Here is a 23777-nt window from a genome sequence, read left to right as displayed (position 1 = left end):
CGGTCGGCGTAGCCCACGTGAGCCTCACGGCATGCGACGCGGCGTCGATAACAAAAAGAGGCGGGGCTCGCCGTTTCGCGAGCCGGCAGTCAACGCGGCATCGGAAAAAATTATCGGACTCAGTGGTAAATCCGCGGGCCTTTTGATCACGGCGGTCTTCACTTGCCGGCGTACGCTTCGACTGAAGAGGCGCACGCGAATACAACACGTTGGAGACGGCCCTGAAATTACCCTTTCCACATCGATTGGCAAGATGGCTTGCCATGGCGACGCTGTGTGGCGGATACGTCGCTCATGCCGCAAGCGCGGCCGACGTGGCATCGTCGACGCCGCCTGATTCCGCAACGGTCGATACCTACTCGTTGAGCTACGCGGCGACGACGAGGCTGCTCGATAACGCGACTGCGGCTGCGAAGTCACACCAGCTGGCATTGAGCTTCGCGATAGTCGACCCAGGCGGACATCTGATCGCCGCGGCGCGGATGGATGGCGCGCCGTTCGCCAGCGTCGACTTCGCGCGGGGCAAGGCGTTCGCTTCGGTGGCACTGGGCGGCCAGGCGGGGGCAACGCTTGAGCAGCGCTTCAAGGACAACCCGTCGGAATACACCAATATGTCCGCCGCCGGCTACTACGCCCCGTTCCTGCCGGCGCGAGGCGCGCTGCCGATCTTCATCGGCGGTCATCTGGTCGGCGCGCTGGGCGCCAGCGGTGCACCGTCGGAGGTCGACGAGCAGGCCGTCAAGGACGCAATCGAAGCCATCGGCGCGACTAGCACGCGATGAATGGTTCTTTTCCGTTGAACCAGAAGTGAGAAGGTTGATGACTCGACATACAGAACAGCGCCAAATGCCGGTCGTCATGGCAGGACTAGGCATGTGGGCTGCACACATCGCAGTCACGCGTTTCTCGCCCGCTTGCGTTGCAGGGAAAAGTTGATGAAGTCGAACCAGCAGGCGCCGTCCGGGGGCGTCTCGCGCAGCCAAATATTGGCGTTGCTCGTATGTTTTCTCGTGATCGTATTCGACGGATTCAACACCACCTCGATCTCGTTTGTGGTTCCCCGACTCGCGATTGAATGGCGGCAGGCACCGTCGTTTTTCACGCCTGTTTTCATATCGACTAACATCGGCGCGGCATTGGGTTTCGTGATTGTCGGGCCGCTCGCCGGCCGTTTCGGGCATCGCGCAATCGGCGTGGCGAGCGTTGTGCTGTTTGGCGGCGGCACGCTGCCGACAGCGTTCGCGTTTGATATCGCAAGCCTGTCGACCATGCGTCTCGTTGCGGCGATCGGACTCGGCGCGGCGCTGCCCATTGCTATCACGGCATCGGCGAACCTGATCGGGGTAAGGCATAAGGTCGCCGCTTCGCTGCTCGTCACAACCGGCATGTCGGTGGGCGCCGTGATTGGTGGAATTGCAGGTGGCCCTCTCATGCGCCACTTCGGCTGGCAAGCCATCTTTGTCGTGGGCGGCGCGCTCCCCTTCGTGCTGGTGCCGTTGTTTTTCCGTGTTCTGCCGCACGCTTCGTCCATTAATCGGGAAGCCGAGGAAAAGCGGCCGGTGAATTCACTGAAGACGTTGTTCCGGAACGGGCTTGCCGGATACACGTGCCTGCTCTGGTTATTCTCGTTCCTGATTTTCATGGACGTGTACGCGCTGCTGTTCTGGATTCCCACATTGCTGCCATCGTTCGGCTTTTCCGCGGACCGTGCGCCGGTTGGCATGGCGGCTTTCAGCATCGGCGGCCTGAGCGGCAATATTCTGATGACGGTGGCCGTCACCGCGATGACGCTAGCCGGCAAGGTCCGCGTGAAATCCGCGTTGACCATGGGCGTCATGCTGGTGATCGTCTGCGTGGCCGGTCTCAGTCAGATCGCCGCATCGCAAGGCCTCGTGCTGCTGTTCATCGGTGTAATCGGCGGCGGTCTCGTCAACGGCATCATGGGTCAAACGGCATTGGCGGTCGCTTTCTATCCGCCCGAGATGCGGGCGACAGGCGTCGGCTGGGGGCTGGCAATAGGGCGCGTCGGATCGTTCGTCGGTCCCGCTATCGGCGGCGCGTTGCTGTCGCGCGGTTGGCCGGCCCGCGAGATTTTGCTCACCGCCATTGTGCCGGCCGCTGCGGCGATCGTTACGCTATGCGGCCTGTCGCTGATGGGTCGCGGCGCGCCTCGATACGTTGGGCGCGTCGCGATCGCCGAGCACTAGAAAGCGCTGGCGTTCTGAAGGGGCTGTGAAGGCGTTTGCCTGCTGGCCAGTGATGAAGCGTCTTGTGTCAGCCGAAGAGACAACGTGGCGGTCGCGTACTGCCTCGTCGAACGACGGCGGCAGCAAGTCGATTTGATTGATTAACCGGCGTGCACGTTAAGCCTTACCGAGCGCCTGCGGAACTCGCTGGGCGGGACGCCCATATGCTGCGAGAAGAAGCGCGTGAAGTGACTATGCTCTTCGAAGCCGAGCTCGGCGGCGATGTCGGACAGCGGCTTGTCGCTCGTGCCCAGCAACTGGATTGCGTGCGACATACGAACCCAGTCGATATAGTGTTGCGGAGAAACGCCCATACAGCGGCGGAACTGTTCGAAGAAGCGCGAACGCGACAATCCGACCTGCGCGGCCACCTCTGCCACCGTCGGATTGGCGAGCGAAGTGTGTTTGATGAAGCTCAGCGCTTTGTGGATCCGGAAGTCGACCGGCCGGCCCGACGGCGTAATGCCGGCGGTCAGGGCCGGGTCTGCGAAGTCACGCCCAAGCGCGGTAATCAGATCTTCGAGAATGCTCATGCAGCCGTCGTCCTGAGCCACCAGATGATTGGTGATCGCAGCGGCAAGGCGTTCCACGTGGTGGTGGACGTCGGGTGTCACCACGACGAGCGGTTCTGGAAAGATGTTCGCCGTACCGTTTTCACCGAGCTGCAATCGCGCACGCAGCCACGGCGCCTCGATAACGAGCGAAAGTATCAATGACGGTTGGTCGTCGCTGCCGCCCTTCGCGTGTTCGACCCATGGGTTCAGGCAGATCGCGCGTTCGGCGCTGAGCGTGCAGTCTTGAGCGCCGATTCGGAACGGGCAATCGCTTCCGCCGAGTTTGAAGAGGAACTGGTATTGAGAATGCGCGTGAGCCACAAGCGGACGGCTGATGAAATTCACCGTTGCCCGGCCGAAGCTTCCCTGCAGGATCCAGACGGGCTTGTCGCCGTCGGTTGGTACTGTTGTCATGCCACACTTCTCCTCGATGAACCTCGGCTACCGTGCGCAGACGCGGTCCTTCGACTCAACAAAAAAAGACGCTTGGGTAAGCGGTTCGATTCGATGCCGAAGACATCGAGACATTGTTCTCGTAAGCTCTACTTAAACAAATGAGAGGAGATGCGTCAATGAGTAAAAACGTGCTGACGTCGCCGCTATTTGCAAGTTGGGTCGAGCGGAAGTGGGTAGTCGCAGAGCGTCGCTATGCTTGAACAGGAAGCTTCACATGGGTTCTATATACCGGCGTGCCTCCTCGCTCGACAATACGCCGCGCTCTTTGCGGTTCGCGGCGCTAGCCGCGTAAACGTCCTTGCGGGCGTGCGTGATGCCGAGCGGTTCGAAGCCGTTGCCCGGGTTGAATGCCATCTGGTTGATGCGCGCTTCGTCGTCGGCGGAGGGCAGTGACGCAATCTCCAGCACACCTATCGCAATCGGCGTCCCCGCCCATACCACCGATGCATCGTTGACCGGCGTGCTCTCTTCATCCACGAAGAACTGCACGCAGAGTTGCCATTTCAGCGGACCGGCTTTTAAGCGGTTCAACAGGTCTTCGCGCAGATAGTCGTCGCCGTGGCGGTCGCCATTCGTCCCTTGCACGGTTATATCTTCGGGTTGAAGCGAGTACTTGATGGCCGCGGCGCCGAGCTTGGCGACCGAGCCCCAGAACCGCTCGGTCGTGAGACTGTCGACGGAGTGCAGCGTCGTTTCCCTGGCGAGGATTGCGACGATACGGGCCGTCTCGACGGGGCCCAGTTTGCCGCTCAACAGTTCGATCGACGCCTGCTCCAATGCCCCAAGCGCGCCTCTGGCGATCTGGGCGACGAGGATATCGGCGAAGTCCATGAACTGCACCGCGTTTCGCGCGTGCGAACGGCCACCCTCGTTGGTCATGAGGAGATCGGTTTCAATGCCTTGGGCGGTGAACAACTTGATGGCGACACCGCGAACGTCGGCGGCCTGGTCGGAAAAAGGACAGGGCTGGCCGTTCGAAAAGCGGCAGGCGACCCGATAGCATAGCGACCGCTCCAGATCGTCCTGTTTCGCGAAAGGGCCATGCTTGAGCGCAGTGGGTATCGTTTCGAAGATCCGCAGCGTGCCAAAGGCGCCGAGCGTTTGCTTCTGATGCTGACCACGGTCGACGCGTCCGTCCAGATGAGTCGCGCTGCTGGCGGCAATCGTCGCTTGCTGCGCCTTGATTTTTTCGACGAGGAGAGCGATCGCCTGAGCATTTTCGGGCTGGTCGATCCAGCCGGTGCCACGTTCTGCTTTGTCGGGGGCGTCGTTGGCCATGCTCGTCCTCCATCAAGGTTCGCTGCGATGGGAATGCGTCTAAGCCTGCGCTGGGATAGCAATCGTGCTGCTGCTGGAGCGCATGGATGTGCACTACATCGTAGACTACGGCGCAATCGAACGCATCATCGCTTGAGCAGCCGGCGTGTGATCGCGGCGATCACGTTGGTCGCCGCGGTCGCTGCGGTCGCGCAAGCGGTGGTTCACCCAATTAGTGCATGCTCGACGAGCTCGGCGGCGGCAATGCCGGATCGAGCTTGGCGGACTCTCTGACGAGTTGTTCCGTCATCGCGGCCCCTACCGCGTTCGAGCCGCGATGAGGCTGATCATCGTGCGCCAATGGCTCAGGCGGTGGGAGCGCCGGATCGAGCTTGGCGGATTCCTTGACGAGTTCGTCCGTTGCCGAGGACGAAACCGAATTCGAATCGCGGCGATACAGACCGTCACGGCCGCGGCCGGGTTGCACGGCGGTGGCTGTTTTTGAATCGGTGGCGGCGAGGACGGTGGCCACTGCGGGCGTTGGCACGGTTTGCGGGTGCGGTTGTGCCTGTTGCCGCGGCAGTTGCGCGGCGTGCTCCGTTGACGGTTCGGGCGCAGGCGCAGACGTGATGTGTCCCTGCACAGATTGAGCGGGGATTTGCGCGGGGACGCGTGCGGCGTCATTCGCGCTTGCGCCGGGCGACGGCGCGCCGATTGCGTTGTCGGCGGTCACATGCAAGGTGCCGGACTGAACCTTATCCGAAGCCAGCGCCACAGAGCCGTCCGTAACGGCGCCGGGTTCGCGGGTCGACGGATCACTTTTTGGGGACAGTAGGTAGACGGTGAAGGCGACTTCTGCAAGCACCAAACCGACTACCAATGCTTTTCCGATATTCCTCATAATTTGCCAACGGGTGCTCAGAGCGATGCGATCGCACATGATAACCAACCGGCCGCTGGCGGTTTGTAACGAGAGGTATGCGGAAGTAACCGGAATACTCGGCGCGGAGCGTGCTAGATTGGACCTATCGCGCCATCAACGGAGTTGTTTCCATGGACACTCATTCGATTCTGGGCATGATCCACGCCGAAGAGGCATTACTGGTCTCCATCGTGCGGTCGTTGCCACCGGACGTGCGACGCGCGGTCGCTAACGATTTCCACGAGCAGGCTCAACTCGCCGAGACCTCGCATCTGAATCCCACCAGCGACCGTGAGGCAAGCGACGCATTCAAGGCTCACATCAGACGGCTGTCGAACATGCTTGCTTCGATATCCTGATGAGATATCGAGCGCTGCGGAAGCGCGTGCGTGCACTGGCAACTACACTTTCGAACATGGAACGACACAGCAGCATGCTCAGAATATTGGCATCCCTCCTGGTATCCAGCGCAGTCTTGCCCGCATTCGCGCAACCCAACGACGCGAGCATTCCGCAAGCCACCACTTCAAAACCAGCCAGCGCATCGATGGCCGCCGCATTCGCGCCGAGCGGCACGTTGCGCGCGTCGATCAATCTCGGCAACCCCGTGCTGGCCGCGCTTGATCCGGCGACGGGCCAACCCGTCGGCGTGTCCGTCGATCTCGCCACGGAATTCGCCAAACGGCTCGGCGTGCCGCTGCAACTGGTCGCGGTGAAGTCGGCGGGCGCGTCGGTCGAGAACGTCGAGCAGGACAAGGCCGACATCGGTTTCTTCGCCGTCGATCCGAAGCGTGGACAGGAAATCGCCTTCACGAAGCCGTACGTGCTGATAGAGGGTTTTTATCTGGTGCGCGAGGGTTCACCGATCACTACGAACGAGCAGGTCGATCAAACCGGCGTGACGGTCGCGGTCGGCAAAGGCAGCGCTTACGATCTGTTTCTGACGCGCGAGCTACATCACGCGACAGTTGTCCGCATTCCGACTTCGCCCGCGGTCGTGCAGGGCTTTCTCGATCAGCATCTGGACGTGGCCGCCGGCGTCAGGCAGCAACTCGAAAAGGACGCGGCCAGAACGGGCGGGCTGCGGATACTGGATCAGCGCTTCATGGTGATTCGTCAGGCGATGGGCGTACCCAAAGCAAAAGGCGATGAGGCCGCCGCTTACCTGTCGAAATTCGTCGAGGACATGAAGGCGTCCGGCTTCGTCACGGCGTCGCTGGCACGGCATCAGATCGCCGGCGCGGTGGTGGCGAAAGAGAACGACTAGCGCGACCTCGCATCATGTGCGGAGGAGACCGCCTCACGGCGATGCGTTCTGTTGCCCCGCCTTGCGCGGATCTCTCAGTTCGCTATCGGACCAGCCGCCGCCCAGATCGCCGATCAATGACGCTGCATCGAGCAGCCGCGTTTGCTGCACGTTCAATGCAGTCTGCTGAAGATTCAACTGAGTGGTCTGCGCAGTCGCCACCGTCGTAAAGTCCACCGTCCCCGCCTGATATTCATTGCGCGCGATCTCGGTGCCGCGCGTCGCGTCGCGCACGGCGCGCTCCAGCACCTCGGCTTGTTGCGCGAGAATCCGCAAGCCCGCAAGATCGTTCTCCACACCTTGAAACGCCGTCAAAACCGTACCGCGATAAGCGGCCACCGCCGCTTCATAAGACGCCTTCGCCGCATCGACCTGCGCGCTGCGCTGTCCGCCGTCGAACAGCGTCTCGCTCGCCTGACCGCCCAACGACCAGACATAGTTGGAGATATGCAGCAGGCCGGCCAACGGCGACTGCGTGAAGCCGTCCAGCGCCGATAGGGAAATCGTCGGGTAATACGCGGCCACGGCCACGCCGATCGCGGCGTTCTGCGCCGCCATCAGGCGCTCGGCGGCGGCAATGTCGGGCCGGCGCTGCAGTAGCGTGGACGGCACGCTGACCGGCGTGGATGGCAGCGTCGGCAGCGTGGTGTTCTGGGGGACGTCCAGCTCTTCCGGATTTTTGCCGACCAGCACGGCAATCGCATGAACGTATTGCGCTCGTGCGACGCCCAATGCAATCAGACTCGATTGCGCCGACTCCAGTTGCGTCTGCGCGCTCACCAGGTCCGAAGGCGGCACGGTGCCGGCCTTGTCCTGGTCGGCGACGACGCGCAGCGATTGCTCGAACGCGTCGACGGTGTGAGTGAGCAAGTCGATATTCGCATCCGTCACGCGCAGATTGATGACCGCGCTCGCCAAGGCAATCTGCTCGGAGAGGGTGGCGTTCGCGAGCGTGGCCTGGCTGGCTTGTGCGGTGGCGGCGCTCTCCTCGATGTTGCGGCGCACGAGGCCCCACAAATCAGGCGCCCAGCTCGCGTTGGCTTCGAGCGAGCCGGCGTTGTTCACGCGCTGAAAGCCGCTCGCGCCGCCAAGCGTGCTGCTGCTGAGACCGCCGGTCGCCGACCGCGCGCGGGTCGCCGATCCGGTCACGCCGATGGTCGGAAACAGGGCGCTGCGCGCGAGCCGCACTTCGGCGAGCGCCTGTTGGTAGTTCGCGTAATCCTGGCGCACGGTCTGATTCGACACCGACACGAGCGGTTCGAGTTGATCGATGAGCGGATCATTGAAGCCCGTCCACCAGTCGCCTTTCGGACGCTCGGCGGCGGGCTGCGCCTCGGTCCAGCCGGGCAGTTCTTTCCACGTGGCAGGCGTCGCGACGGGCGGCCGATGATAGTCGGGGCCGACCGTGCAGCCGCCTGTCATCACAGTCGATAACACCAGCATCGCGCCGGCCAGTCGGGTGAGGGAGATCGTCTTCATCATGCGCTCGTATCCGGTGCTTCGCCGCGGCGATTCCACGGCAGGCGCGCTGACCATTTCGCGAGTCGCGCGCGCAGCCGGTCGAGGTACAGATAAATCACCGGCGTCGTGTACAACGTAAAAACCTGGCTCACGAGCAGGCCGCCCATGACCGTCACGCCCAGCGGCTGGCGCAGCGACGCGCCCTGGCCGATGCCGATCGCGAGCGGCACGGCGCCCAGCACCGCGGCCGCGGTCGTCATCATGATCGGGCGCAGCCGCACCACGGCGGCCTGGTGAATCGCATCGCGCGCGTTCATGCCGTCATGACGCTGCAACTGGATCGCGACATCGACCATCATGATGCCGTTTTTCTTGACGATGCCGATCAGGAGAATGATGCCGATCATCGCGATCACCGAAAAGGGCGTGCCGAAGATCAGCAGCGCCAGCGTTGCGCCGATGCCCGCCGACGGCAGCGTCGACAGGATCGTAAGCGGGTGCACCGTGTTCTCGTACAGCACGCCGAGCACCAGGTAGACCACCACCAGCGCGGCGAGAATCAGCAACGGCACCGCGCCCATCGACTGCGCATACGCTTGCGCGGCGCCCGCGAATGCGCCCTGGACCGATGCGGGCATACCGATGTCGCGCTCGGCCTGCGCAATGATCTGACCGGCCTCGCTCAGCGATCCGCCGGTCGGCAGATTGAACGAGATGGTGCCGGCCACGAGGCCGCTCTGGTGGTTCACCTGCGTCGCGGTGTGACTGTTCGAGAAGGTCATTAGCGCGGCCAGTGGAACCATGGTTTCGGCCGCGGTGCTGTCGGCGCTGCCGCTGGAATTGCCGCCCTTGCTGTTAGAGATGCTGTTGGTCTGCTGGTTCGCTTCGGCATCGGTATTCTGCGAATTCGTGTTCGCGTTGGTGCTCGACGCGCTGCTGATGGCTGCCGCCTGTTGCACGGCTTTGACGGTGGCGCGCGACATCTGCGTTTGCTGCGTGCCGTTCGCGTTGCCTGCGGCCGTGCTCAGGTAGATCTGATTGAGCGCTTGCGGATACTGCCAATAGGCCGGCGCGACTTCCATCACGACGAAGTACTGATTCAGCGGGTTGTAAATGGTCGACACGGTGCGCTGGCCGAAAGCGTCGTACAGCACGTTATCGATCTGGTTCGGCTGGAAACCGTAGCGCGTGGCGGTCGCGCGGCTGAAGTTCACGTAGGTTTGCAAGCCGTTCTGTTGCAGGTCTGAGTTCACGTCTTCCATCTTGCCGCGGTATTTGCCGAGTTCGGTCACGAGTTTCGGCACCCACGTGAAGAGCGCGTTGGCGTCGTCGCTGGAGAGCGTGTACTGGTATTCGGCCGCGGCCTGGCGTCCGCCGATCTGCAGATCCTGTTGCGCCTGCAGGAAGAGCCGCGCGCCGGAGACGGCGTTGAGCTTCGGCCGCAAGCGGTTGACCACCTCCGTCGCCGATAGATGGCGTTGCGCGAGCGGTTTCAGTTCGATGAACACGTTGGCGGTATTCAGCGCGCGTCCGCCGGTGAAGCCCGCGACCGACGCCACCGCCGGGTCCTGCTTGACGATCGACTGCAATTGCGCGAGCTTCTTTTCCATGGCGTTGAACGAGACGCTTTGATCGGCGATGATCTGCCCGATCAGAATGCCGGTGTCCTGCTCCGGAAAGAACGTCCCGGACAGGAGGCGGGCCAGGAACACGTTGGCCACGAGCAGGCCGATCAGCAGCAGAACGACCGCGAGCGCATGATCGAGCGCCACCGCGAGCGAGCGGGAATACGCCTGCTTGAAGCGCTCGAACTGCGCCTCGACCCAGCGTGCCCAGCGTGCCTTTGAATGCATCGTGCGTTCGTGGCTGAGCAGATAAGCGCACATGACCGGCGTGATGGTCAGCGAGATGATGAGCGACAAAATGATCGCGATCGATAGCGTGACGGCGAACTCGTGGAACAGCAGCCCGACAATGCCGGGCATCAGCAGGATCGGCAAAAACACGGCGATCAGCGAGAGGCTCATCGAGATAACGGTGAAGCCGACCTCGGCGCTGCCGCGCAGCGCGGCCTCTTTCGGCTCGAGCCCGGCTTCGAGGTGGCGCACGATGTTCTCCAGCACCACCACGGCGTCGTCGACCACGAAACCGGTGCCGATCGTCAGCGCCATCAGCGAGAGGTTGTCGATGCTATAGTCGAGCAGATACATCGGTCCGAAGGCGCCAACGATCGACAGCGGCAGAGCGACTGCCGGAATCAGCGTGGCGCGCGGCGACAGCAGAAACACGAACACCACGCCCACCACCAGCAGCACCGCGATGAACAGCGTGCGCTCGGTGTCGGCCACCGAGGAGCGCACCGACTCCGAGCGGTCGATGGCGACGTTCACATGAATCGCGCTCGGCAACGCGGCCTCGATGATCGGCAGGCGCGCGCGGATTTGCCCGACCGTCTGCACCACGTTGCTGCCCGGCGTCGGATAGACGATCACGAGCACGGCCGACTTGCCGTTGTAGAGCCCGGCATTGCGGATATTTTCGTTCGAGTCGCGCACCTGGGCGACGTCGCGCAGCAAGACGGGCGCGCCGTCGCGATAGGCGATCACTACGTCGCGATACGGCGCGGCCTTGCTGATCTGATCGTTCGAGGTCACCACGTAGCGCTGCTCGCCCTGGTCGACATGGCCTTTCGCGCTGTTCGCATTGGCCGCGCCGATTGCCGCGCGCACGTCTTCGAGGCCGATGCCGTAGCTGTTCAGCTTGCCCGGCTCCAACTCGACGCGCACCGAGGGCAACGCGCCGCCACCGAGCGTGATCTGCCCGACACCGTCGATCTGCGACAGTTGCTGCTGGATCACCGAATCGGCGGAGTCGTAGAGCTGGGCTTTCGTCAGCGTGTCGGAGGTCAGCGAGAGCACCATGATCGGTGCGCCGGCCGGGTTGTACTGGCGATAGGTCGGGTTGCTGCGCAGCGTGGTCGGCAGATCGGCGCGCGCGGCCTGGATAGCGGCCTGTACATCGCGCGCCGCGCCGTTGATATCGCGGTTCAGGCCAAACACCACGATGATCATCGACGAGCCCACGTAACTGATCGAGGTGAGCTGGTTCACGTCGGCGATGGTGGCGAGGCGCCGTTCCAGCGGCTCGGCGACCGTGGCGGCCATGATTTCCGGACTTGCCCCCGCCATGTTCGCCTGCAACGCGATCACCGGAAAGGCGATGTTCGGCAGCGGCGCCACCGGCAGGCGGAAATACGCAAGCGCGCCGGATATCAGGATCGCGACCGCCAGCAGCGCGGTCGCGACCGGGCGCCGGATGAAGAGCGCCGAGATGTTCACGGCGTGTTCTCCGGCGGCGCGGTGGCGCCGTCATTCGCGGCGCGGCGCCGGTTCTTCACGCGCTGCGCGAGGCGGTCGAAGAACAGATAGATCACCGGCGTCGTGAACAGCGTCAGCACCTGGCTGAGCGTGAGCCCGCCGATGATCGCAAGCCCGAGCGGCCTGCGCAGTTCCGACCCAGTGCCGGTGCCGAGCAACATGGGCAGCGCGCCGAGCATAGCCGCGAGCGTGGTCATGAGGATCGGGCGGAAGCGCAGCAGCGACGCTTCGAAGATCGCTTCACGCGCCGGCTTGCCGTGCACGCGCTCCGCTTCGAGTGCGAAGTCGACCATCATGATCGCGTTCTTCTTGACGATGCCGATCAGCAGCACGATGCCGATAATGCCGATCACGTCGAGGTCGCTGCCCGCGATCATCAACGCAAGCAAAGCGCCGATGCCGGCCGACGGCAGCGTCGAGAGAATCGTCACGGGGTGAATGTAGCTTTCGTACAGCACGCCGAGCACGATATATACGGCGACTAGCGCGGCGATCAGCAGATACACCTCGCTGGAAAGCGAATCTTCGAACGCCTGCGCCGCGCCCTGGAACGATGTCGTGATCGACGGCGGCAATTCCACCGCTTTCTCAGCGTCGCGGATCTGCGCCACGGCGGCGCTGAGCGACGCGTCCGGCGCGAGGTTGAACGAGATCGTGACCGACGGGAACTGCGCAAGATGGCTGATCAACAGCGGCGATTGCGTGATGCTGATCTTCGCGATCCCCGACAGCGGCACCTGGCCGGTGCTGCTGGTTTGACTCGGCAAATACAGATTGCCGATCGATTGCACCGTAGGGATCGTCTCGGGCTTCGCCACGAGAATCACGCGGTACTGATCGGACTGCTGGAAGATGGTCGAGACGATGCGCTGGCCGAGCGCGTCGTACAGCGCGTTGTCGATCGTGGCCGCCGTGATGCCGTAGCGCGCGGCAAGCTGACGGTTCACTTCGACGTTCACGCTCAGGCCGTTGGTGTTCAGATCGCTCGTGACATCCGTGATCACGGAAATCTGCTTCATGCGCGCGATCAGCGCGGGCACGTACTGGTTGAAGGCCTGCTGATTCGGCCCGCGCAGCACGAAGTTGTACTGGTTGCGCGAGATCGAGGTGTCGAGCGTCAGGTCCTGCTCGGGTTGCAGGTAGAGGCGAATGCCGGGCACGTCGGCGACTTCCTGCTGAATGCGACGGCCGATTTCCTCGGCGGTGACCGAGCGGTCGTCGCGCGGGCGCAGATTGATCAGGAAGCGGCCGTTGTTCAATGTCGGATTGGTGCCGTCGATGCCGACATACGAAGTCAGCGACACCACGTCGGGATCTTTCAGAATCGCCTCGGCGAGGGCGCTTTGACGCCGGACCATCGCCGTGTACGACACCGAGTTGTCGGCTACGCTGATGCCCTGAATCACGCCGACGTCCTGCACCGGGAACAGGCCCTTCGGAATCACGATGTACAGGATCGCGGTGAGCGCGACGGTAATCAGCGCGACCACCAGCGTCAGCAACTGGTGATCGAGCACCCAGACCAGGCCGCGCTCGTACGCGGCGAGCGTCTTGTCGAACAGCCCTTCGCTGATGCGCTCGAAGCGGCTCGGATGGCGTTGCGCCTGCGCGCGCAACAGGCGCGCGCACAGCATCGGCACGACGGTCAGCGAGACCACCGCCGAGATCACGATCGTCACCGCGAGCGTGATGGCGAATTCGCTGAAGAGCCGGCCGATCACGCCGCCCATGAACAGCAGCGGAATCAGCACGGCGATCAGCGAGACCGTCAGCGAGAGGATCGTGAAGCCGATCTGGCCGGCACCTTCGAGCGCGGCTTCGAGCGGCGTCTTGCCTTCCTCCAGATAGCGCACGATGTTCTCGATCATCACGATCGAGTCGTCGACGACGAAACCGGTCGCGATGATCAGCGCCATCAGCGAGAGGTTGTCGATCGAATAGTTGAGCTGATACATCACGGCGAGCGTGCCGATCAGCGAGACCGGCACGGAAATGCTCGGAATGATCGTGGCGGGCACGTTGCGCAGGAAGACGAAAATCACCAGCACCACCAGCACGACGGCGAGCACCAGTTCGAACGCGGCGTCCGAGACCGATGAGCGGATCACGCCCGTGGTGTTCGCGACCACCGTGACTTGCAGGCCGGCGGGCAGCGTCGATTCGAGCGCCGGCAACTGCTTCATGATCTGGTTGACGGTGGCGATCACGTTCGCGCCCGGCTGACGCTGCACGTTCAGCACGATAGCCGGCGTGCCGTTGTACCACGCGCCGCGTTCCACGTCCTGCGCGGCCTGGCTCACGCGCGCGACATCGCGCAGATACACCGGCGCGCCGTTCTGATACGCGATCACCGTGGCCAGATAATCTTGCGGGTCCACGATCTGATCGTTCGCGTTGATCGTGTAGTCGAGCTCCGGACCGTCGAAATTGCCTTTCGGCTGGCTGACGTTGACGTTCGCGAGCAGGGTGCGCAGATCGTCGAGATTCAGGCCATAGGCGGCGAGCTTCTGCGGGTCCGCTTCGACGCGCACGGCCGGTACGTTGCCGCCGGCGGTCGTGACGAGACCGACGCCGGGGACTTCGGAAATCTTGGTGGCGAGGCGATTGTTGGCGGTGTCCTGCAACTGCGTCAGTGACATGGACTTCGACGTGACCGCGAGCGTGAGGATTGGCTGATCGGCCGGATTGACCTTGGCGTAGGTCGGCGGCGCGGGCAGGCCGCTCGGCAGGAAGCTGTTGGCGGCGTTGATCGCCTGCTGCACGTTCTGTTCGGCGATGTCGAGGTTCAGCGAGAGATCGAATTGCAGCGTGATCACCGACGCGCCTTCCGAACTGTAAGACACCATCTGCTGCAAGCCCGGGATTTCGCCGAGCTGGACTTCGAGCGGCGCGGTGACGGTGGTCGCCATCACGTTCGGACTCGCGCCCGGATAGAAGGTCTGGACCTGGATGGTCGGATAGTCGACGTCCGGCAGCGACGAGACCGGCAGGAAGCGCACCGCGACCAGGCCGACGAGCACGAGCGCGACCATCAGCAGCGACGTCGCCACGGGTCGGAGGATGAACAGGCGGGAGAAGTTCATCGACGGGGCGGCGTGCTACGAAGCCGTGGAAGCCGCGTTGGGCGCGGACGCAGGACGCGTGCGGCGTGCTGCGGACGCGGTGGCAGGCGGTGTCGCTGGCATTGCCGCCGACGCGCCCGCGGCACCCGACCCCGCCCGCGCCGCCGACGCCTTGATCTTCACGCCGTCGCTCAAGCGATCCATCCCGTCGGTGACGACCACGTTGCCCGCGGCGAGTCCTGTCGTGATTACCGTATGCTGGCCGTCGCCCGGTCCCAGCGTGACCTTGCGCACGGATACGGTGTTGTCGGCGTTGACCAGATACACATAGTCGCCAGGCGCGCCGCTTTGTACCGCGGGCGTCGGCACCAGCACCGCGTTTTGCAGTGTGTCGACCAGCAGCTTGACGTTGACGAACTCGCTGGGGAAGAGCGCCTCATCGTCGTTGGGGACGGTTGCGCGCAGTGTGACGGTGCCGGTTGCGGTCGCCATCTGGTTGTTGATCGCGTACAACGTGCCGGTGGCGATTTGCCGGGAATTGTCGCTGCTGAACACGCTGACCGGTAACTGCGCGCCGGCGTTGGTGCGCTGCAAAATCTTGTCGAGCGCCGTTTGCGGCACGGTGAATTCGACGGTGGTCGGCTTCATGGTCGTGATCACCGCAATGCCCGGTTGACTCGACGCGGTTACGTAATTGCCCGGGTCGACGAGACGCAGCCCGACCCGGCCTGACACCGGCGCGGTGATGTGGCAGTAGATCAGGTCGAGATCGAATTGCGCGATGTTGGCTTCGTCGGCCTTGATGGCCGCTTCATCCTGCTGGACGAGAAACCGCTGGTCCGCATAGGTCTGCTCGGCAATCGATTTGCGCTCATTCAGTTGCGTATAGCGCGCGAGATCGGCACGGGCCTGCGCGAGCGCCGCCTTGTCCTTGGCGAGTTGGGCTTCCGCTTGCCGCTTGCTGATTTCGTACTGACGCGGATCGATTTGCGCGAGGAATTGCCCTTTCTGCACGTCCTGGCCTTCGCGATAGCCGACGGCAGTCAGGTAGCCGCTCAGTTGCGGCAGCACGGTGACAGTGGCGACGGGCGTCACGGTGCCCAGTTCGCTCAGCGTCTCCGGCATCGGTCCCGTGGTGGCGGCGGCGACCGTCACGACCTGAGGCGCCACGGCGGGCTTGGGCGCCTTCGAGCGCAGCAGATGAAACACCACCAGCGCGATCAGCGCCAGCACCACGATGGCGAGCACGATGCGGCCACGCCGCGGACGCTTGACCTGGATTGACGACGCTTCGCTCATGACGGTCTCCCGCCTGATCCGTTGCAGCCGGCGAACGCCGTCGATGGACGGCCCGGCCAATTGCTGTCGAAGAGCGTCATACGAACTCCCAGGATAGGGCATCGCCGTTGCCGGCGACAGGAATCCAGACAATCACGAACAGAGTCTATCTGAGTCTGGAGCTAATTCTCACGACAGTCCCTTGACGGGCGTTTCGATTTGTTACCGTCGACCGGGCCGTGGCGCTGTGCAGTCTGTCCAGGCGCGAGCGCGGCCATACGGGAAAAAGTAGCAACGACGCGGGCCGTGATTGGGGAGCAAGCGAGGCAAGCGCGCGGTGCCAACGTGTAACCGCGTAACTTGACGCAACAGAACCGTAGCCTGAATGTCGGGCTCGCCAACTAGCATGTCGGCATTGTCCAGTCTCAACCGACGAGGTAACCGATGCTGAGCCATCATGAACTCGCGACACTGCTGCGTCTCGCGGGCACCGGGCGGCGTCCGGAGGCCATCGATCCCGACGTGCTCGCCCTGAGCCGATACGAGCTGGTCGAAATCGACCGGCGCGAGGAGGGTGTGATAGTGGGCGGCACGTCGACGCTGCGGCTGACCAGCCGCGGCCGTGAACTCGTGCGCCGCCTGTTTGGCGCGGGCGCGGGCGCGTGAGAGAAACACCCTGCGCCGTCGCCCGCGTCTCGAATCACATGAGATCGGGGCGCGGCGCAGGCGTGCGTCTGATCTGCCGCGCCAGCGTGTCGCGATAGATGCCCGGCACGGCGGCCAGTTCGGCCGGCGTGCCTTGCTGAACAACGCGGCCGCGGTTGAGCACCACGATCCGGTCGAAGGACTGCAAGGTCGACAGCCGGTGAGCGATCGCGACGACGGTGCGATGCTGCATGAGCCGTTCGAGCGCCGCCTGAATGGCGATCTCCGATGCGGTGTCGAGCGCCGACGTTGCTTCGTCGAGCAGCAGGATCGGCGAGTCTTTCAGAATGGCGCGGGCGATCGCGATGCGCTGCCGCTGTCCGCCGGAGAGTTTGGTGCCGCGATCGCCCGCAATGGTGTTGAGCCCTTCGGGCATCGCGTTGATGAAATCCAGGCAGTAAGCGTCCTCGCACGCGCGGCGCACGTCGGCCTCGGTGGCATCGGGGCAACCGTAGCGGATGTTGTCGAACAGCGAGCGGTGAAACAGCGACACGTCCTGCGGCACGACCGAGATGGCGCCTTGCAAACTTTGCAACGTGACCTGCGCAATGTCCTGGCCCGAAATGCGCACGTACCCGGAGCCCGGCTCGTAGAAGTGCTGAAGGAGCGCGAAAATGGTCGATTTCCCCGCCCCCGAGGGGCCGATCAGACCGACGCGCTCGCCCGCGCCGATATGCAGGTTCAGACCGGTCAACACCGGGCGGCGGCCCGGATACGCGAACGTCACGTTTTCGAAGTCCAGGGTGGCGTGCCGGACTTCGAGCGGCGTCGCTCTGGTCGGTTCCGGCATGGCGTGCGGGATCAGCAGTGTCTCCGAGGCTTCGCCAAGCCGGGCGAAATACTGGGTCAGGTCGACGAACGCCACGGCAATGTCGCGCGAACCGTGCAGGATCGAGAAACCCAGCGAGCCGACCAGAACGACGTCGCCGGTCGTCGCACGCCCGACGCTCCACAGCCACACGGTCCACCCGAGTACGCAAGCCGACAGAATGCAGATGGCGAACGCGTGCAACAGGCGCAGCTTCTCGAGATAAAGCAGGCTGCGTTTGCGGGCATCGCCTTCGGCGGCGAGCAGCGTGTCGAAGCGCCGCCGCTCGATCACCACGGCGCAGAAGGCGCGGACCAGCCCCATATTGCCGATGACGTCCACCAGTTCACCGTCGACCGAAGCAGCCTGCGCGGCGAACGCCTCGTGCCGGGAGGTGCCTTTGCGGGCCAGCAGGAACAGGCAGAAAGCCAGTCCGGCCGAAATGCCGACCAGCGTGAGGCTCATGGGAACGCTGACCGCGCCGACCATGACGATCGCCCCGACGACGGTCAGGCACGGTGGAAAGGCCGTCCACGCCACCGTGTTTTCGATTACGTACACCGCGTTGGCCGTCGCCGAGATCCGGCTCGACAGGACGCCGGGTTGCTTGTCGGCGAAGAAGGTGGGGGCGTGCACCGTGAGATAGTCGAACATCTCGCGGCGGATGTCGCCCGTCACGGCCACGAACGTGCGCGCCGAAATCCAGCCGGCAATGCGCCAGAAGAGATTGTCGGCGAGGATCAGCGCGACCAGTACGGCAAACGCGTGAATCACGTGTTGCGGCTGGGCGCGGCCGCCCGGCAACGCGTCGATCAGATTGCGGATCCCATATTGCGACGCCAGCGCGCAGCCGACTGCCGCCACGACGCTGGCCAGCACGACGGCGTGCGCCAGCTTGCGGCGCGCTACGTAACGCCAGATCAGCGGGATGGGCCGCCCGGCGTATCGCGACAGCACGCGGGACTGCCGCCGTCTGCGCACGCGCCCGGCCCGGCCGGCATCGCCATCGTTGGTCAGTTCCATGACACCGCTTCCCCCTGGTGGAAGGTGTCGGGCGTCCATGCTGTGCGATCCCGCGGCGCGGGCGACAGTGGATCAGTCCGGCTCTGTCCGCACGCAAGCAACGTGCCGTTGTGCGCGGCGAGCCGGTCTGCTTTGCGCTAATGCATATTGGATAAGGCTGTGCGGTGATCCCCCATTTTTCGCGAGACGCGATGCCCTATACTTCCAAACGCCAAAACGATCCGTTGCTTGCCGCGCGGCAAGCCATTTTTATCATCCGCAACGTGGGCGTCGTTCAATGTCGACCCGCCGCCATCCGCTGGGAATGCGATGAGTGACCCTATGCAGCCGCCGTTTTCCATTCTCTTCGTCGACGACGACGAGATGTCGCGCAACCACTTCGCGCGCGCGATGAGTGCCGATTACAAAGTGTATGTCGCCCAAAGCGCCGACGAGGCGATGACGGTGCTAGGCAAGCACGCTGCGGAGATTGCCGTTTTGGTGACGGACTTCCGCATGCCGGGCCGCGACGGCGACGATCTGCTGCGCCAGGTGGCGCAGGAGTATCCGCAAATCGTGCGCATTCTCGTGACCGCCTATGCCGACAAGGACATGCTGCTGCAAACGGTCAATACCGGCGACGTGTTCCGCATTATCGAAAAGCCGCTGCGAACGGACATGGTGCGCGAGGTTCTGCAACTCGCAACCGCGCGTTACACGGAACGGGAAACGCGTCAGCAGCGGCTGCTGGCCATGGACGAGACGCTCGCTTTCCTTGCCCACGAACTGAACACGCCGCTGGCGACGATCTCGCTGTTCGCGCGCTCCGTCGAGAACGACGTGGCCGAACAATACGATCCGGAGCGTCAGCGGGAGATCGGCCTCGCGGCGAAGTCGATGCTGAACAACGCGCAGTATTGCCTGACGCTGATCTCGTCGTTCTGGGCGACCGTGCACAAGAGCGGCGGGCAGAAGTCCGCGTCGGGCGGCGGCACGCGCGCGGTCAGAGCGACGCGCCTGATCGCTACGCTGCTCGACACCTATCCGTTTGTCGCGTCGCAGCGCGATTGGGTGAAGGTCGAGGTGGAGGGGGATTTTGTCGTGCACGCCATGCCCAATTGCGTGGCGCTCGTGCTGTCTTCGCTGTTGTCCAACGCGCTGCGCGCGCTCGACGGCAGCAGCGCGCCTTCGTTGCGGCTCGAAGTGGTGGCGTTCCCTGAACCCGAGATCCGCATTCGCGACAATGGTCCGGGGATCGCGCCCGAGGTCAAGGCGCGTCTGCTGCAGGATCCGGTCACCACTTACGCCGGCGCCGGCGGCCACGGCATGGGCATGATCTTTTGCAACCGCATCATGCAATCGTTCGGCGGATGCCTGCGGATCGAATCCACGGTCGGCGCGGGCACCACGGTGACCATGGGCTTTCCCAGTTTCAATAGCCGCATGCACACCGCTGACGACGAAGAACCGTCCGACAGTCAGGTGGCCTCGCGATGAAATCGAAAGGCTTGCATGGCCGCTTGCCTCGCCGCCCGTATCGTCCCTAGTCGCTCAGAAAATCCCGATGCTCGCGGCGTGCCTTGGCCGTAGCGAAATACGTCTGCAACGCATCGGTTGAACGCTCGCTCAAGATGCCGATGCGCGCGAGCCAATCGGTTTCCACCGGCCATTCGCCTTCCACCACGCGCGGATAGATTTGCCGTGCGAACTGATGCAGCGCTCTTGCACCGATATTGCCGCTGACACCAAGCAGGACGTGCAACGCGCCGTGCGTCGATTCGAGGTCGCTGGCCGCGACACTGGTCGCAAGCCGCGCCACCAGCTGGCGAATCTGCTCGATGCCGTTGAGGAACGATTCGTCGAGCAGATCGAGCGACGCCAACTCTTCGAGGTGTTTCTCGTCGAGCAGTTCGCTTTCCGTCACGATTGGCAGCTTGCCGATCGGCGTGGCCGCCGGCGTCGACGATAGGTCGGCTTCTGTCGACACGGCCGAGCCGCGTTGCTGGGCAAACTGCCGCGCAAGGCACGCGTAGAGCGAGCCGGCTTGCACCGGTTTGATCATGACTTCGTTCATACCCACTGCCAGACAGGTCTGGACTGCCTTGATATCGGACTGGCTGGTCAAGGCGATGATCGGCACGGTGGCATACGAGTCGGCGCGGGCGCGAATCGACGCGGTCGTTTCCAGTCCGCCCATTCCCGGCATATTCATATCCATGACGATGGCGTCGATCACGCCGTCTGCCTGCAGATGCGCGAGCACGGCCTGCCCATGCTCGGCCTCGACGACGCTCGCGCCGCATCGCTCCAGATAGGCTTTGGCCACCAGCCGGCTGTAGGTGTCGTCGTCCGCGACGAGGATCGATTTGCCGGAGAACGCGTCGGATTTCTGGCTCGGATGGTGGCGGTTGCCGTTTTCGAAGAGCGCCTGGAGCGTCGTGATCAATTCGAGCACGCTGCAGGATTTGCTGATGATTTCGTCCATGCCGGCGCGTCGGGCGAGCACGCGCACCACCGTTCCGGGCTCGGCCGTGTAGGCGGCAATCAGGACATTCCAGCTTGGATAGTCGTGGCCGGCGCGAATTCTCTCGGCGGTCGTGTAGCCGTCCAGAACGGGCATGTTGATGTCCATCAACACGAGGTCGTAGGGAGCCGACTCCCGGAGCACGGTCAATGCGATCGCGCCGTTTTCCGCTTCGCTCACGTGCGCGCCCACTTTCGACAATGCACGACAGGCTCGCGCGCGCTGACCGGCGTCGTCGTCCACGACGAGAATGCGTCTGCCTTTGAAGATCGGCGTGGCGCGTTCAAAAATCTGCCGCTCGTGGTCCACGATTTCGCTCTTCGGGACGACGGGAAATTGCAGCGTGAATTCCGTGAACTTGCCGACTTCCGAGCGGCAACTGATGCTGCCGCCGAAGGCGCGCATCGCGCGCTGGCAGTAGGCGAGTCCGAGCCCGGTACCACCCGAAGTGCCCGCCGTACGGAAGGGCTCGAACAGATGCGACACCATGTCGGGCGCAATGCCGGGACCGGTGTCGCGAACCATGACCGACTGCTGCTCGATCGTCAGGGTGAGCGTGGCCGCCGGGTGCGTGGCGATGTGATGCAGCGCGTTCTTGATCAGGTTGAACAGGGTGAACAGATAAACGGTTTCGTCGACCTTGAAGGTGAAGTCTTCCCGCACCACGAGCCTGACCTTGCTGCGTTCCTTTTCGTCGCCGAAGCCGTATTCTTCCAGCGCCTTACGCGTGGTACTCGTCGCGCTCAGATAAGTGAGGAAGTCCGGGCGAATGGGTTTGGCGCTGACCTCGTCCAGCGTCATGGCAATGATGCGCAGGCCGCGCTCGATCGACAACTGCCCTTGGGCGAGATGGCGATACAGCCCCGCGGCGCTCTCGTTCCTGTCGTGCCTGTCGTTCCCGTCGTGCGTGAGTGCCAGCGGCCGGTTGGATCCCATCGTCGCGGGCAGGGCTTCTTCCACGCGATCCAGCACGTAGCGCAACTGGCTGAGAGGATTGCGCATTTCATGCGCGATCGAACCGGCGAGAGCCTGCAACGCGCGGTTCTTTTCGACGAAGATGCGTCCTTTACTGATCGCATGGCTGAAGGCCATGCTGCACAGGACGACGACCGGCAGCAAGGCGAGATTCGACTGATCGGCCGCAGTCACGACAATCGGAACCGGCGAACTGATCACCGCGGCAAGCGCCCCGGAAAACACGCCAATGCCGATGCAGCCCATCAGCAAAAGCGGATTGTCGATGCACAGCGCCATGATGAAGATCATCATGACCTCGGTCATCATCCACATGGTGGAGAATGAATTTCTGATCGCGAGGAATGTGCAAACGAATGGCAGGACGTAGATCAGGCAGCAATGCCAATAGATCAGCAGGTAATGATTAAACCGCTTTGGCCAGCGCGCCTGGAAAATCAATGGAATGCAGACGAGCGCCGCACTCAATCGAAGGGAGAGATTGTCGTAAGGCTGTGGCAGGACATACGTCCAGACTACGTAGTAGATGGGGTGGCACAGGAGGCCCAGTGCGCCGCCCCATCGTATTGCAAACCGGCTTCGTTCCAGCACGTCCCGCATGCTCTCGCGCGGCATTACCATCAGGCCTCCAGTGACGTTTACGAGCCCATCAATTCTTGCTTGCCGCGAAGTTGTGCATCCGCCAGCTCGATCGGCGAACCGTCTTTCCCGTGGAAAGGGCCGACCGCGAAGCCGTACTTCTTCAGCAGGCTGTGCGTGTACGAGACGGACCACACGGGCGGGCTGCCGATGATGAAGTCGGACGCAATGCCTTCCTGCCAGGCGGAGTAGCCTTCGGCGAAACAGGTATAGCAATCGCGCGTGGTCGGCAGCCGGAACGGGAACGCGGTGTTGAGTCCGGCCGGCCCACGGGCGAAGCATTCAATATATAGCGTATGACCGCGTGACGCGAGTTCAGCCTCGACGCTCGCCGCCCGCGGGTGGGAGTCGTCGATCCAGAAGTGCGCGCGCTTGAGATCGGCCGCGGTGAGGTAGGGCACGCTGGTGCTGCTCGCCAGAATTGCGCCATCGAAGTCCGGCAATGGGGTGTTCGGGCTGAAGGTGTGCACGGAAACCCGCGTTTTACCGAGCAGGTCCGACGCCATCAACTCCTTGGCTTGTTCCGTGAGCAGGTTCACCTTGTCCGGCAGATCGATCAGAACAAGCTCGCGCGGTGCATCTTTGTAGAGCGCGTATTTGGCCACCGTCGTGCCGAGCCGGCCGGCCGCGCCGAATAGAGCAAGCTTGGTCTTACCGAATTCGAGGTCGAGTTCATTGCAGCAGTGCATGGCCCAATCTTTCAGCATCGCGGCGGTGGCGGCGTGACCCGTGGTGATATGCGGCGGCTTGGTATCGCGCGGCAGTGCCCCGTAGTTGCAGGCGTAAGGCGTGGAGGCGCCCATCGCCACCATGTTCAGGCCGGCCTGTCTTGCCAGCTCCAGTGCCGGGAAAAATTGCGTCTCGCGGAATCGCTTGATGCCGCGCGGGCTGCCGAGCCACATTTCGAGCGGCACCGGACAGGCAATATTGGCGCCGATGATCTGGGATCCCGAATAGATCGGTGAGGCAATGAAAGGCTTGGTGTTCCAAAGCTCTTCTTCGAATGACGCATTTCGATGCTTCACATTGTGAAATGAAAACGAAAGTGTTTCCCAGTCGGTAGCGTGAAATAAAAACCCGACGCCGCCTTGACCGGCGGGCAGGTTATCCCGGATCTCGTCCGGGCTGATCGTGTGTTTAAGTGCCAAGGCGCCCGTTTGAAGTTGACGAACCCCGGTTTGCTCGTCGGAATAGGTCATTACTTC

General features: G+C 63.3%; 16 protein-coding genes. 6 read left to right on the top strand and 10 right to left on the bottom strand.

The genetic code is table 11. The features are described 5' to 3' along the window. Positions 1 to 263: 263 nt before the first annotated feature. Together HF916_RS22240 and HF916_RS22235 are read left to right on the top strand one after the other, a co-directional pair. Positions 264 to 782, top strand: a complete 519-nt coding sequence (locus HF916_RS22240) for a GlcG/HbpS family heme-binding protein (protein WP_168790962.1) — start codon at positions 264 to 266, stop codon at positions 780 to 782. 153 nt (positions 783 to 935) lie between these two features. Further along, the gene (locus HF916_RS22235; RefSeq protein WP_168790961.1) at positions 936 to 2207 is read left to right on the top strand and encodes an MFS transporter; all 1272 of its coding nucleotides are present in this window, start codon (positions 936 to 938) and stop codon (positions 2205 to 2207) included. Positions 2208 to 2347: 140 nt separating this feature from the next. Here the strand turns inward: HF916_RS22235 and HF916_RS22230 are convergent, their stop codons facing one another. The 3 genes from HF916_RS22230 to HF916_RS22220 all read right to left on the bottom strand — a co-directional run bounded on the left by HF916_RS22230 (position 2348) and on the right by HF916_RS22220 (position 5288). Beyond that, positions 2348 to 3214, bottom strand: a complete 867-nt coding sequence (locus HF916_RS22230) for a helix-turn-helix domain-containing protein (protein ID WP_168790960.1) — start codon at positions 3212 to 3214, stop codon at positions 2348 to 2350. A gap of 252 nt (positions 3215 to 3466) precedes the next feature. Next, positions 3467 to 4534 carry a catalase gene (locus HF916_RS22225; RefSeq protein WP_168790959.1) on the bottom strand — a complete coding sequence of 356 codons (1068 nt, stop codon included), beginning with the start codon at positions 4532 to 4534 and terminating at the stop codon, positions 3467 to 3469. A gap of 211 nt (positions 4535 to 4745) precedes the next feature. After that, a complete protein-coding gene (locus HF916_RS22220; protein WP_206001839.1) occupies positions 4746 to 5288 on the bottom strand; it encodes a hypothetical protein in 543 nt (180 codons plus the stop codon). Positions 5289 to 5566: 278 nt separating this feature from the next. Here HF916_RS22220 and HF916_RS22215 point away from each other — a divergent pair, with 278 nt between their 5' ends. Together HF916_RS22215 and HF916_RS22210 are read left to right on the top strand one after the other, a co-directional pair. After that, entirely contained in the window at positions 5567 to 5794 is a 228-nt protein-coding gene (locus HF916_RS22215; protein ID WP_168790957.1) for a hypothetical protein, read from the top strand. A 74-nt stretch (positions 5795 to 5868) separates the two neighbouring features. Next, the gene (locus HF916_RS22210) at positions 5869 to 6702 is read left to right on the top strand and encodes an ABC transporter substrate-binding protein (protein ID WP_168790956.1); all 834 of its coding nucleotides are present in this window, start codon (positions 5869 to 5871) and stop codon (positions 6700 to 6702) included. 33 nt (positions 6703 to 6735) lie between these two features. Here HF916_RS22210 and HF916_RS22205 read toward each other — a convergent pair whose 3' ends face one another. From HF916_RS22205 to HF916_RS22190, 4 genes are read right to left on the bottom strand one after another with little or no spacing between them, the layout of a single operon-like run. Further along, on the bottom strand, positions 6736 to 8223 hold the full coding sequence (locus HF916_RS22205; protein ID WP_168790955.1) for an efflux transporter outer membrane subunit: 1488 nt from the start codon (positions 8221 to 8223) through the stop codon (positions 6736 to 6738). Continuing rightward, positions 8220 to 11540, bottom strand: coding sequence for an efflux RND transporter permease subunit (locus HF916_RS22200; RefSeq protein WP_168790954.1), 3321 nt, complete (start codon positions 11538 to 11540; stop codon positions 8220 to 8222). The genes HF916_RS22205 and HF916_RS22200 overlap by 4 nt, the downstream gene beginning before the upstream one ends. After that, positions 11537 to 14662, bottom strand: coding sequence for an efflux RND transporter permease subunit (locus HF916_RS22195; protein ID WP_168790953.1), 3126 nt, complete (start codon positions 14660 to 14662; stop codon positions 11537 to 11539). The genes HF916_RS22200 and HF916_RS22195 overlap by 4 nt, the downstream gene beginning before the upstream one ends. A gap of 15 nt (positions 14663 to 14677) precedes the next feature. Further along, entirely contained in the window at positions 14678 to 15940 is a 1263-nt protein-coding gene (locus HF916_RS22190; RefSeq protein ID WP_168790952.1) for an efflux RND transporter periplasmic adaptor subunit, read from the bottom strand. Between the two features lie 423 nt (positions 15941 to 16363). On the opposite strand from HF916_RS22190, the gene HF916_RS22185 reads away from it, so the two are divergent. Beyond that, positions 16364 to 16585 carry a hypothetical protein gene (locus HF916_RS22185; RefSeq protein ID WP_168790951.1) on the top strand — a complete coding sequence of 74 codons (222 nt, stop codon included), beginning with the start codon at positions 16364 to 16366 and terminating at the stop codon, positions 16583 to 16585. A 34-nt stretch (positions 16586 to 16619) separates the two neighbouring features. Here the strand turns inward: HF916_RS22185 and HF916_RS22180 are convergent, their stop codons facing one another. Next, on the bottom strand, positions 16620 to 18455 hold the full coding sequence (locus HF916_RS22180; RefSeq protein ID WP_168790950.1) for an ABC transporter ATP-binding protein: 1836 nt from the start codon (positions 18453 to 18455) through the stop codon (positions 16620 to 16622). A 309-nt stretch (positions 18456 to 18764) separates the two neighbouring features. Between HF916_RS22180 and HF916_RS22175 the strand changes: the two genes are divergently transcribed. After that, positions 18765 to 19931 (top strand): hybrid sensor histidine kinase/response regulator, encoded by a 1167-nt coding sequence (locus tag HF916_RS22175; protein WP_168790949.1) that lies wholly within the window; start codon positions 18765 to 18767, stop codon positions 19929 to 19931. A 46-nt stretch (positions 19932 to 19977) separates the two neighbouring features. On the opposite strand, the gene HF916_RS22170 is transcribed toward HF916_RS22175, so the two are convergent. Both HF916_RS22170 and HF916_RS22165 read right to left on the bottom strand, forming a co-directional pair. Continuing rightward, a complete protein-coding gene (locus HF916_RS22170; protein WP_168790948.1) occupies positions 19978 to 22554 on the bottom strand; it encodes an ATP-binding response regulator in 2577 nt (858 codons plus the stop codon). 17 nt (positions 22555 to 22571) lie between these two features. Beyond that, positions 22572 to 23771 carry a hypothetical protein gene (locus HF916_RS22165; protein WP_431311434.1) on the bottom strand — a complete coding sequence of 400 codons (1200 nt, stop codon included), beginning with the start codon at positions 23769 to 23771 and terminating at the stop codon, positions 22572 to 22574. Positions 23772 to 23777 lie beyond the last annotated feature (6 nt).

Origin of the sequence: Paraburkholderia aromaticivorans, from assembly GCF_012689525.1 — a bacterium.
GTDB lineage: Bacteria > Pseudomonadota > Gammaproteobacteria > Burkholderiales > Burkholderiaceae > Paraburkholderia > Paraburkholderia aromaticivorans_A.
This window is presented reverse-complemented; position numbering and strand designations above follow the sequence as displayed.